The organism is Ohtaekwangia sp., assembly GCF_036568665.1.
GTDB lineage: Bacteria > Bacteroidota > Bacteroidia > Cytophagales > Cyclobacteriaceae > Ohtaekwangia.
Map to the genome: position 1 here is coordinate 1 of NZ_DATCSD010000455.1, position 11,329 is coordinate 11,329.

The 11,329-nt window shown below is 45.5% G+C and carries 13 protein-coding genes; 6 read left to right on the forward strand and 7 right to left on the reverse strand.

Going from position 1 to position 11,329, the window contains the following annotated elements; translation table 11 throughout:
- The 7 genes from VIN08_RS26880 to VIN08_RS26910 all read right to left on the reverse strand — a co-directional run.
- Window positions 1–236 (reverse strand): hypothetical protein (locus tag VIN08_RS26880; RefSeq protein ID WP_331972440.1); only part of this gene is annotated, 236 nt, incomplete at its 3' end.
- A gap of 91 nt (window positions 237–327) precedes the next feature.
- Window positions 328–615, reverse strand: coding sequence for an Asp-tRNA(Asn)/Glu-tRNA(Gln) amidotransferase subunit GatC (gatC, locus tag VIN08_RS26885; protein WP_331972443.1), 288 nt, complete (start codon window positions 613–615; stop codon window positions 328–330).
- Window positions 587–1,369 (reverse strand): lysophospholipid acyltransferase family protein, encoded by a 783-nt coding sequence (locus VIN08_RS26890; RefSeq protein ID WP_331972446.1) that lies wholly within the window; start codon window positions 1,367–1,369, stop codon window positions 587–589. The genes gatC and VIN08_RS26890 overlap by 29 nt, the downstream gene beginning before the upstream one ends.
- 86 nt (window positions 1,370–1,455) lie before the next feature.
- Window positions 1,456–2,790: a M24 family metallopeptidase gene (locus VIN08_RS26895; RefSeq protein ID WP_331972449.1), complete on the reverse strand. Its 1,335-nt coding sequence runs from the start codon at window positions 2,788–2,790 to the stop codon at window positions 1,456–1,458.
- A gap of 29 nt (window positions 2,791–2,819) precedes the next feature.
- Window positions 2,820–3,371 carry an acyl-CoA thioesterase gene (locus tag VIN08_RS26900; RefSeq protein ID WP_331972452.1) on the reverse strand — a complete coding sequence of 184 codons (552 nt, stop codon included), beginning with the start codon at window positions 3,369–3,371 and terminating at the stop codon, window positions 2,820–2,822.
- A gap of 317 nt (window positions 3,372–3,688) precedes the next feature.
- Window positions 3,689–5,029 carry an MATE family efflux transporter gene (locus VIN08_RS26905; protein WP_331972455.1) on the reverse strand — a complete coding sequence of 447 codons (1,341 nt, stop codon included), beginning with the start codon at window positions 5,027–5,029 and terminating at the stop codon, window positions 3,689–3,691.
- Window positions 5,030–5,120: 91 nt separating this feature from the next.
- On the reverse strand, window positions 5,121–5,678 hold the full coding sequence (locus tag VIN08_RS26910; protein WP_331972458.1) for an NUDIX hydrolase: 558 nt from the start codon (window positions 5,676–5,678) through the stop codon (window positions 5,121–5,123).
- Window positions 5,679–5,915: 237 nt separating this feature from the next.
- Here VIN08_RS26910 and VIN08_RS26915 point away from each other — a divergent pair, with 237 nt between their 5' ends.
- The 6 genes from VIN08_RS26915 to VIN08_RS26940 form a co-directional block, all read left to right on the forward strand.
- Window positions 5,916–6,512 carry a ribonuclease HII gene (locus tag VIN08_RS26915; protein ID WP_331972461.1) on the forward strand — a complete coding sequence of 199 codons (597 nt, stop codon included), beginning with the start codon at window positions 5,916–5,918 and terminating at the stop codon, window positions 6,510–6,512.
- A 106-nt stretch (window positions 6,513–6,618) separates the two neighbouring features.
- On the forward strand, window positions 6,619–8,028 hold the full coding sequence (locus VIN08_RS26920) for a serine hydrolase (protein ID WP_331972464.1): 1,410 nt from the start codon (window positions 6,619–6,621) through the stop codon (window positions 8,026–8,028).
- Window positions 8,029–8,157: 129 nt separating this feature from the next.
- The gene (locus VIN08_RS26925) at window positions 8,158–8,931 is read left to right on the forward strand and encodes an NRDE family protein (RefSeq protein WP_331972467.1); all 774 of its coding nucleotides are present in this window, start codon (window positions 8,158–8,160) and stop codon (window positions 8,929–8,931) included.
- Between the two features lie 45 nt (window positions 8,932–8,976).
- Window positions 8,977–9,849, forward strand: a complete 873-nt coding sequence (locus tag VIN08_RS26930) for an alpha/beta hydrolase (protein WP_331972470.1) — start codon at window positions 8,977–8,979, stop codon at window positions 9,847–9,849.
- A 179-nt stretch (window positions 9,850–10,028) separates the two neighbouring features.
- Window positions 10,029–10,751, forward strand: a complete 723-nt coding sequence (locus tag VIN08_RS26935; RefSeq protein WP_331972473.1) for an ABC transporter ATP-binding protein — start codon at window positions 10,029–10,031, stop codon at window positions 10,749–10,751.
- Window positions 10,752–10,901: 150 nt separating this feature from the next.
- On the forward strand, window positions 10,902–11,329 hold a 428-nt coding region (locus tag VIN08_RS26940), incomplete at its 3' end, for a cob(I)yrinic acid a,c-diamide adenosyltransferase (RefSeq protein ID WP_331972476.1).

The window sequence follows — 11,329 nt, forward strand, 5'->3', positions numbered from 1 at the left end:
GTTATAGCATAACTCTCGGCCGGTATATTCAGATGAAATGGTCCTACACGAAAACTATGTACAGTAGTCTCAATTACTTTTTGTTCCTGGATGGTGTCCCAATGAATGATACCATCCACGCCTTTGAAGTACGAAAACCACAGGAAAATTAATGAGAAGAAAAAAACAGAAGCTGTTCCGTAGCCAGTCCAGCGGTAATCTTTCAGCCAGTTTTTCCAGAAGAAAAGTGATTGCATATAACCGAGTAGAATGTTTATAGCATAAGTTTAAAAAAACAAACCCGGAAGATTACGAAACCTTCCGGGCTTGCTTCTTATAAAAGAACGATTACTCCAATACTTTTGGTACGCGGAAATAATCGGAATCTTTTTTTGGAGCATTGCGCAGCGCGCGCTCATGACTGAGATGTTCTTTTACTTCATCTTCACGCAGCACGTTTATCTCATGGCTCATGGTTGTGAGCGGCTCTACACCATCGGTATTTACTTCTTTTAATTTCTCTACCCAGTCAACAATAGCCGTCATGTCCTTCATCATTTTGTCGGCATCCTTCTCATCAAACTCGAGGCGAGAGAGGTGGGCAATTTTATCCAGCAGTGCGCGATCTATATTCATTGTTTACAATATTCGTTGGTGTATACAGCGTTGCTATGTGTCGGTTCAATTCTTCGTCTATCACCTGAAACACTTTATCTTTCAGTGCATCCACATCGTTTAGCGTAAGGCCGGTTGTTTCGATCGGCTCATGGAAAACGACCTTCAATGGATGCCAATGCAGCAGGAACTGATCCGCTGGCAAAATTATCCAATTATATGGAATGGTTACAGGCACAAGCGCAATTTGTTTCTCGATGGCTACCCGAAACGCGCCATCCTTAAAACGGCCCATAACAGGGTCTCTTTCCGTTACCATGCCTCCTTCCGGGAAAATAGCCAGGCTTTTCCCTTCGTCTATAGCTTCCAGTGAACGCTTCAGTGAAGTATAGCGGCTCTTCAGCTTGCTGCGGTCAACCGTTATATGCAGCCTGCCATACATATAGCCGAACAGCGGAATTTTTTCCAGGTCGTTCTTGCCAACAAAAACGGTGTTATGATGATTGAGCCCCACCGAAGGTATATCCATATAGGAAAAATGGTTGGCGCAAAAGATATACTGCTTTTTAGGATCAAGCTTTCTGCGATACTCTACACGAAACGGAATGAATACAAAAAACAGGAGGAGCCGTGCCCACCAGCGATTTACTATACCTACCAGCCTGAACTGGTTCGGAAAAATGATCGGTATAAGCAGGAACGGAAATAAAACCAGGAACAGAATAGCGAATACCAGCACCCCGTAGGAGGTATGAATAACTCTCAATATTTTCACCTGTACACTAAATTAACTTCCGGTAGTTCAGAGAATTGTTTTTTGCTAGAGGGATCACGTATATCAAAGATAACTTAAATCGCGCATTATTGCTTGTTAATCTTGTCTTGCTTCGGAAGGATGATCAGTTCCTTCTGGCGCCCATCGATATAGCGGAAACCGCTTTCATCGAAATATCCGTCTTCTTCCAGTTTTATCTGTATCTCTTTTTTCCATTCGGCAACCGGCACGGTAACATTCAGTTCAATGGAATACGCAGTGCGATAATATAGCGGGTAATCGCCCTGTACAGGAACTCCTTGTTGCATGTCCCACAGCCCAATCGTTGGCCCCGCTGCGTGACCGTGATACCCGATGGGATGAGTATAGATGGAAGGCTTCAATCCCTGAGCAATGGCCTGCTTGCGCGACTCCGCCAGTATCTGGTTCCCGGTTCTGCCCAATACAAAATTACCGGTGAGTATATCTTGCAATGCGTTACCGGCCGCGAGTGCATTCTTCAAATATAGCGGGGCATCTGTTTCGCCTGCACGAAGTATATATGCATGTTGCTGCGTATCGGTGTTCAGTCGCAGATAGGTAATGCCAAAATCTACATGTAGCAGATCGCCTGGTATAATAACGACAGGTGAAGGACGTTTGGCAAAGATCGCTTCAGGTTCGTTGCGTTGAACCGATACCGATGGATGAAACCACGTGTCCAACTTTAATTCGCGAATACGTTCGCGGTACCACCACACAACATCATCAGTAGTAGTAACTCCCGGCTGAATTACTGTATCGGAAAAGCCTTCCTGTATAATATCATGTGCTACACGGCATACCTGCGGATAGATGGCCATCTCGCGTTCGCTTCTTGTTTCAAGCCACGCTATAGCCAGGCGCTCAGCCGACATAATTCTCGAATGAAATTTCTTGTCGAGCGCCTTCAATACTTCGTCATAGTCGTTGGCAGATATACCATCCGCGTGGCCAAAGTGTGCGGATTTATTCAGCGCTATCTTTTTCGGGTTGCGTTCTGCAATGATCTGTGCAAGCTGTGCCCATTGGTCCGGCTGATGATCCGGATCCCACGCGCGTTTAAAAACTTTGCCTACATCGTATCGCGATACTGCGAGGTATTCAAGTTCTTTATCAGCTCCGCGATCGAACGCTATCAGCATCGTGGTTCTGCGTGCAGCCATCCACGTGGCCGGCAATAATGTTTTTATTACGGGGTCTTCATTATACTCGCGCGATATAACCACCCACATATCTATACCTTCTCTGCGCATAAGCGATGGAAGTATTGTGCGCAGGCGATCTTCCAGCAACTCGTCTATTACTTTTGCCTGATCGCGTTGCGAGAGAATTACCGGTGTCTGTGCATCCACGGAGAGCGCAAGCACTATATATACTGCTGCCAGCAAATGTTTTAGCATGGGAAAGATCTATAGTATAGTTATAAAGATTAGTCTAACGAAATGATGCACCGCTCATTCTTCAGAATAGTAGCCGCTTCCTGTACTTCAATTTTCGATTTGGCATCGTCATGAGCCTCGCGCATTTGTCGCTTGAGCTCTTTCATTTTTATAGCTTCGATAAAGCGTCTTATCTGCTCTTCACTTTCCAATATAAGCTTGGGCACAGTAGCAGGTTTATCGTCATCGCCTTTGGCTACCATGGTAAAGTAACACGAGTTGGTATGCGCAATGGTACCGAGCTTTACATTCTGTGCCTCCACGCGTATACCTACGATCATGGAAGAATTACCTACATAATTTACCGAGGCGTGCAGCGATACTAACTCTCCTACTTCTACCGGCTGCAAAAATTCTACCTTATCTACCGACACAGTAACGCAGTAAGCTCCTGCATGTTTACTGGAACAGGCATAGGCTACTTTATCCATCAACGAGAGTAAAATTCCTCCGTGTATCTTCCCTCCAAAGTTGGCATACGAAGGAATCATCAATTCGGTAATAGTCGTTTGGGAGGCACGAACAGGTTTGGCTTCAATCATGGTTCATCGGATATGAGCGGAAATATAGTAATTGTTTTGTTTCCTGCAGATGCAGAGACCGGAAGTCGGGAAGTCAGAAAGTCCGGAAGCACTTTGCTTAACATGCCAGAATTTTTTTCCCGCAGAACTCACAGAATTACACAGAATAAAAATACAGAGAGCCCTCTGTGCAGCTTGGTGTACTTTGTGCCATTGGATTTTTCTTCAAGCACTAAACGAAATTGAATATCGAACAAGGAATATTGATCAACGAATGTTGAAGTTGGTGGTGGTGATTCCGGTACACTATTTAACGAATAACTTTTAACGGATAACGACTAACGCCTAAGGGCTTCCGCCCGATCCATCGACCACTTCATTCGCAGGAACATCGCGGTGGCGGTTAAGGTGAGGCCGATCAATAGTCCTAACCATATACCGGTTGCTCCGTAGTTTGCTTTGAAGGCGAGCCAGTAGCCTAAGGGTAAACCGATGATCCAATATGAAACAAAGATGAAGAATGAAGGTATCTTTACATCTTGCAAGCCGCGTAATGCTGAAGCACATACCACCTGCGTTCCATCGGATAGTTGAAATATAGCGGCTACAATCAGCAACGATGCTGCAATAGGTATAACTGCCGGATCATTCACATAGAGCGATGGCAACCAATGATTACCGAATATAAATACAATGGCGGCTGCTCCCATCAACACCATAGCCATACCGAGCAAAGTATATACTGCGAGTTTCATATTCTTATAATCGCGACCACCCAGAAAATACCCCACGCGTATCGTAGCAGCGGCTGCCAGCCCGGCCGTTGTCATATAGCTTAATGTAGCCAGGTTAATGGCGATCTGGTGTGCGGCTTGTGTTTTGGTGCCGAGCCATCCCATCATTACCAGAGAAAAGTCGAATGCAGCAGCTTCAAAAATAAATTGTACTCCGCTGGGTATACCCAGATGCAGAAGTTTGGAGAAGAGTCTGCGCGAATAATTACCGGGCGAGAAGCCTGCACGAAATCTGCGGAACGATGGCAGCCAGTATATATATACCGCTATACCAATCGCCATCAATACACGTGAAGTAAAAGTAGCCCATGCAGCACCGATCAGCCCCATAGCCGGAAAACCAAAGTGACCGTAGATAAACGCATAGTTGAGAATAACATTTATAATATTGGCTACGATCATCACCACCAATGCTACGCGTGTATTGGAAAGACCTTCGGCAAATTGCTTGAAGCTCTGAAAGATCATCATCGGCACCAATGAAAATGTTACTATACTCAAAAAAGGTATAGCACGCTCTACTACCTCCACTGGTTGGTTAATGTGGTATAGCAGATGCTTGCCAATCTCTACCACACCAATGAGTACAATGGCATTTACTATATTGATCACCAAACCATGTCGCAAAGTTTCGATCACAGTGTCATCGTTCTTCTCACCATCGGCAGCGGCTACCAAAGGAGTAATAGCAAACGATACTCCTATACCGAACAGCATAAACACATTGAACACAACCAACGCCAGGCCTACTGCTGCGAGCGACTCGGCATTGAGGTGCCCCACCATCATGGTATCGGTAACACCCATCAGCACATGCCCGAGGTTGCTCAGCATAACCGGATAAGCAAGGTGAAAATTTTCGCGGATATGTTGGCGGATAGTCATAGACAAAAAAGCAATGTAATCCTGTTATACAGGATATATAGTTAACAAAACGTTACTTAAAATTTCAGGAAGCGCTATAGATAGCGCAGTATCAGATTCCTTTGAGTCGCGCCAGTGTAAGCAACCCGATAACGCTCATGCTATCCGTTATCTCACCGCGCATCACCATGTCGATCGCTTCCTTTAGCGGAAGCTTCCACACTTTCATATCGGCTTCGGTTTCTTCCAGGTTGTTACTGCCATGCATGAGGTCTTCTGCCAGGAATATAAATCCTTCTTCATCTGTTACGGAATTGGAAGTATGCAATCGCGCTATCTTCTTCCATTGACTGGCTGTTATACCGGTCTCTTCCTGCAGTTCTCGTTTGGCGGCATCCAGCGGATCTTCATTGAGAGGCGCTCCGCCTTCGGGAATCTCCCAATGAAATTCATTCAAAGTATAGCGAAACTGTCCTACCAGCCACGTGTTGCCATCAGCATCAACGGGAATTACACCTATCGCTTTATTTTTGAAATGTACTTTGCCATAGATGCCTTTTCCACCGGCAGGATTTAACACCTGGTATTCGGTTACACCAATCCAACGGTTATCATATTTTTGTTCACCGGAAAGTGTTGTCCACGGATTTTTAATCTCTTTCTGATTCATACATTCATTCGGTATAATACGTCTTTGGCTTACCTGCGTTCTGTTACCGGCTGCCAGGCATTGTCAAATGCGCAGACTTCAAAGCTATTGATTTCTTTTTTGTATCAGATCAATTCTCTTTTAAGTTTGCAGAACCGTTGATCGTTATCCGTTAATAGTTATCCTTTATACGCAAAACTCATTAACGGATAACTATTAACGGATAAAACGATTAACTATTAACGGATAACCAACTACATGCTCCGATCGTCCTTTACCAAAGATCTAACCGAAGCCGGCTGCGATGAAGCAGGACGCGGCTGTTTGGCCGGACCGGTGGTAGCTGCGGCTGTTATCCTTCCAAAAAAATACAGGCACAAACTGTTGAACGATTCCAAGCAACTGAAGAAAGAAGCACGCGAAGAACTGCGCTACGAAATTCAGAAAGTAGCCATTGCCTGGGGTGTTGCCGAAGTTAGTCATGAAGAGATTGACCAGATCAACATCCTGAATGCTTCGTTCAAGGCTATGCATCTTGCATTGGATAAATTACCGGAGCAACCACAGTTGTTACTCATCGATGGCAATCGCTTCAAACCGTATCGCGATGTTCGTCATGAGTGTGTTATTAAAGGCGATGCAACGTATCTCTCTATTGCTGCAGCATCGGTACTTGCTAAGACCTATCGCGATGACCTGATGCAAAATCTCGCGAGCCAGTATCCGGGTTATGGTTGGGAAACAAATGTAGGTTACCCTACGGAAGAACATCGCAATGGTATCAAGCAGTTGGGCATCACACCGTATCATCGCAGATCATTTACATTGTTGCCCGAGCAGCTCGAGCTTTTTTAAAGCTGCTTACATCCAGCGGTGCACGCATACTACCTCTCATCCCCAAAATAATTCCGCGTTGTGAAGCAATCGTTTTATATTTAGCAGCAACTGCAACCCGAAACCTATGTTGAAGAGATTATGGTGCCTTCTGGCATTCAGTACCTGTATAGCGTATGGTCAAACCAAATCGCCTGTTGGTGCTGATGCTTTTAAATTACTTGACGAATGGTTCAAGGCTCAGACAGAGTTTGATAACCTGCCTGGTATTTCTGTAGGTATAGTAAAAGATCAGCAACTGATTTGGAGCAACGGCTATGGCAAAGCTGATATTGCTAAAAATGTTCCGGCACAATCCAACACCATCTATAGCATCTGCTCTATCTCCAAGTTATTTACTTCGGTAGCGATCATGCAACTGCGCGATGCCGGTAAACTTCGCCTCGATGATGAAGTCTCTACACTGCTTCCGTGGTTCAATATAAAGCAATCGCCTGACAGCGGGCCGATCACCGTACGAACACTGCTCACACATTCGTCAGGGTTGCCACGCGAATCAGACTTCCCATACTGGACTGATTCTAATTTTCCTTCTAAAGAACAAGTCATTGCCAAACTAAGTGAACAGAAAGCGCTATATCCCACCTCCACGTATTTTCAATATAGCAACCTCGGCATGTCGTTGCTGGGATATATAGTGGAACAAGTATCAGGTATACCGTATGAGCAGTATATAAATGATAACATCATCAAACCTCTTCGATTGGCGGATACACGCACTTATTTTCCACAAGAGTTATGGCACGGACGCATGGCTACCGGCTATAGCGATGCGAGTCGTAAAGGTGAGCGAAGAATGCTGGAGAAGTTTGATACAAAAGGTATAACACCTGCCGCAGGCTATACTTCTACCGTTGAAGACCTGGCGCGTTTTGCTTCGTGGCAATTTCGCTTGCTGGAAAAAGGTGGAACAGAAATTCTGAAATCATCAACACTGCACGAAATGCACAATGTACAGTATATGGATCCGAACTGGCGCACATCGTGGGGACTTGGTTTTACTGTATCGCAGGTAGAGGGTAAAACATTTGTGAGCCACGGAGGATTTTGTCCGGGCTATCAAACCCTCATCATGATCAACCCGAAAGATAAACTCGCTTTTATCGTAATGATCAACGCCATTGGTACCGATCCGAATAAATACTTTGAAGCCATGCGTGCTACGATAGCCAAAGCAACGGACGATAAGCTGGAGGATAAAAAAGGTGATGACCTGCAGCAATACTGCGGACTATATGGTTTTAAACCCTGGGGCGGTGAGATGATTGTTTCTGCGTGGGGCGATAAACTTGCCCTGCTATATATGCCGAACGATAATCCTAAAAACATGATATTGGTAAGTCGCGTGAAAGACGATACATTCAGACGCGTGCGCGATGACGGAGCCCTGGGCGAAGAAGTAACTTTTGAGCGTGATAAAGCGGGCAAGATCGTGAAGGTATGGCGAAGCAGTAACTACCGCCTGAAACTAAAATAGTATCGTACGGGTTTTACGGAAGTATACATTCATACAAAGAAAGGAGTTGTGAAAGCAACTCCTTTTCTTTTTCATATTCCTAAACTTTTGCAGCCGTAAAAAGTATAACTTGAAACCGAAAATTTCACCATGTGTCTTATCTTCTTCTCTCTGCGCCAGCATCCCACGTATAAACTGATTGTGGCCGCTAACCGCGATGAATTTTATAATCGTAAAACAGCAGCCGCTGCTTACTGGGAAGATCATCCTGAAATTTTAGGAGGTCGCGATCTCGAAGCCTGTGGCACGTGGATGGCGATGACGCGCTCGGGCAAGATCAGCATGCTCACCAACTATCGCGATCCGCAGAACATCAATCCACATGCACCTTCGCGCGGACAACTGGTTACAGATTATTTACTCTCTGCTGAAACACCGGATATATACCTGAAGCGCGTAGAGCAAACCGGTAAACAATACAACGGCTTTAACCTGCTGGCCGGCACAACGGATGCCCTATGGTATTATTCAAACTATAAAGAAGGTGTTGATGCTATAGCACCCGGTTTCTATGGTCTTAGCAATCATCTGTTGGAAACACCGTGGCCTAAAGTAGTGCGCGGCAAAGAGAAATTCAGACCACTGCTGGATAAAGCGACCATTGACCCGGAAGATATATTTACATTACTCTATGACGACCAGATTGCAGCCGATAACAAATTACCCAATACCGGCCTGACGCTGGAGCGCGAACGTGCCTTGTCATCCATGTTTATCAAGACCGATAATTATGGTTCGCGGTGCTCTACGGTTGTGCTGGTTGACTATAACAATCACGTATTATTCAGCGAGCGTATTTACGACCTGAAAACTTTTCAGTTCACCACGCAAACCTTTCAGTTCACAACAGAAGCAAGTGCATAGCGAATATGCTATAGCAATTGGAAAAGTTTTTGACTAACTACGGGCATGAAGAAGAACGACAAAACACCGTTGGCACTCAAGTTTGTGCGTTGGGTCTTTCCGAAAGCTGAGCGACTCGCGCCTTCATTGGCATATCGCTACTTTACCCGGTTGTTCTTTACTCCGCTGCGTTATACTACACCGGAGAAGGAACGCAAGGCTGAAACATTCAGTGATAAATTCTCCTTCGTTGTTGAAAACAAAAATGTACAAGCTTACCAGTGGGGCACGCACAGCCGCTATATATTGATGATTCACGGCTGGGCCGGACGCGCCACACAGTTCCGCAGATTTATCAAGCCATTGTTGGCAACAGGATATAGTGTTATCGGGTTTGATGCTCCAGCGCATGGCAACTCGCAGGGTAAACGCACTTCGATCTTTGAATTTGAGCAGGCTATAAAAAACATCTATAGCCTCAAGGGCGAGCCCGATGCTGTCATCGCGCATTCGTTTGGTGGTGGTGCTGCTTTGTTCTCCGCCATGAACGGACTACCCATCCGGAAGCTGATCAACATCGCTTCTCCTACCATTGGCGATGAAATTATTAATACATACCTCCGCGCCATTCACGGTTCACCGGCTGCCGGAGAATATTTCAAAGATTTCATTGTGCGCACTTACGGTAAACCTTTCGATGAATTTACCGCGCTGCATTTTGTAAAACACTTGCCCGCACCGCTTAACCTGTTGCTGGTACACGATGCTGACGATAAAGAAGTAGCGCTGAAACATGCCGAGGCACTGGTGCAGGTATATCCTGCCGCCCGGTTGATCCGCACCGAAGGTTTGGGCCACACGCGGATACTGAAAGATAATGAAGTGATTCGCCAATGCGTAACATTTATCCATGCCGGAGCGTCTGTGCTTCCGGAATAGCCACCGTCTGTGGATTCGGGGAAAGAATTTGTAACATAAACCACGGATTCCAGTATATTGAAAGGAAACTTTACAAGAATTATATACATCCTTGTAATTAAACCGTTAAAACAGAAACTAATATCCGGGCACTGTCAGCTCAAACCACTGGCGGCCTGCACCTCATAAACCAGCATTGTATGAAAATTATTGAGACACATCACATCGCCAAGGTCTATAAGATGGGTAACAACATTGTGAATGCCCTTCAGGATGTAACCATATCGATCAACAAAGGTGAGTACGTGGCATTCATGGGTCCGTCAGGATCAGGAAAATCAACGCTGATGAACATCGTTGGTTGTCTTGACTCTCCTACCAGCGGAACTTATAGTCTCAATAATCAACTGGTAAGTGAAATGACGGAAAACGAACTGGCCGAGGTTCGTAACAAAGAGATCGGCTTCGTATTCCAGACCTTCAACTTATTGCCGCGTGCTTCTGCGTTGGAAAATGTAGCCCTGCCGCTTATCTATGCCGGCTATAGCAAATCGGAGCGCGATGAAATGGCCATGGCTGCATTAGAGAGTGTGAGCCTGGCGGAGCGTCATCATCACAAACCCAACGAGCTCTCCGGTGGTCAGCGTCAGCGTGTAGCCATCGCACGTGCGCTTGTAAACAATCCTTCTATTATACTGGCCGATGAACCGACCGGTAACCTCGATACCAAAACCTCTTACGATATCATGAACCTGTTCCAGGAATTACATGATAAAGGGAACACCATCATTATGGTAACGCACGAAGATGATATAGCACACTACTCGCACCGTATTATCCGTTTGCGCGATGGTCTTATTGAGTGGGACCGCAAGAACGAGAATGTTACTCGTGGTAAGCCGGTAGAAGTACACAGCAACTAGACAAAAGCTGCACGATCGCGTCCGGTATATTCTGAATCCTGATTTCTATCGCTAACTTTCCCTCACGAAAGCCGTGAGCTATAGCTCCTTTTGTTCTTCGATAAACGAAGTTGTTGCTTTACCGGCTTCTATACGTTAACGCATCTATACATGAAAATATATACCAAGACAGGCGACCAGGGAACAACTGCACTCTTTGGTGGCAAGCGTGTTTCCAAAGCTGATCTGCGCATTGAAACATACGGCACAGTAGATGAATTAAATTCGTGGATTGGTATGGTGCGTGACCAGGAGGTGAACCAGAAACGAAAAGATATACTGGTAGAGATACAAGACCGTTTGTTTACTGTTGGCTCTATACTTGCCACAGAACCTGGCAACACTAAAGTAAAAATACCGGCACTTATACCGGAAGATATACTCTTCCTCGAGAAACAGATCGATGCCCTGGACGCAGAATTACCACCAATGCGTTTCTTTGTTTTACCGGGCGGTCATCCATCGGTGTCATGCTGCCATGTAGCCCGCACGGTATGCCGCAGAAGTGAGCGACTCATTATAGCATTACAGCAACAGGA

Bases quoted from the DNA above. Each gene is read 5' to 3' on its own strand.
- VIN08_RS26900 (WP_331972452.1), bottom strand. From the start codon at position 3,371: ATGATTGAAGCCAAACCTGTTCGTGCCTCCCAAACGACTATTACCGAA.
- VIN08_RS26925 (WP_331972467.1), top strand. From the start codon at position 8,158: ATGTGTCTTATCTTCTTCTCTCTGCGCCAGCATCCCACGTATAAACTG.
- VIN08_RS26905 (WP_331972455.1), bottom strand. From the start codon at position 5,029: ATGACTATCCGCCAACATATCCGCGAAAATTTTCACCTTGCTTATCCG.
- gatC (WP_331972443.1), bottom strand. From the start codon at position 615: ATGAATATAGATCGCGCACTGCTGGATAAAATTGCCCACCTCTCTCGC.
- VIN08_RS26930 (WP_331972470.1), top strand. From the start codon at position 8,977: ATGAAGAAGAACGACAAAACACCGTTGGCACTCAAGTTTGTGCGTTGG.
- VIN08_RS26910 (WP_331972458.1), bottom strand. From the start codon at position 5,678: ATGAATCAGAAAGAGATTAAAAATCCGTGGACAACACTTTCCGGTGAA.
- VIN08_RS26895 (WP_331972449.1), bottom strand. From the start codon at position 2,790: ATGCTAAAACATTTGCTGGCAGCAGTATATATAGTGCTTGCGCTCTCC.
- VIN08_RS26920 (WP_331972464.1), top strand. From the start codon at position 6,619: ATGTTGAAGAGATTATGGTGCCTTCTGGCATTCAGTACCTGTATAGCG.
- VIN08_RS26915 (WP_331972461.1), top strand. From the start codon at position 5,916: ATGCTCCGATCGTCCTTTACCAAAGATCTAACCGAAGCCGGCTGCGAT.
- VIN08_RS26935 (WP_331972473.1), top strand. From the start codon at position 10,029: ATGAAAATTATTGAGACACATCACATCGCCAAGGTCTATAAGATGGGT.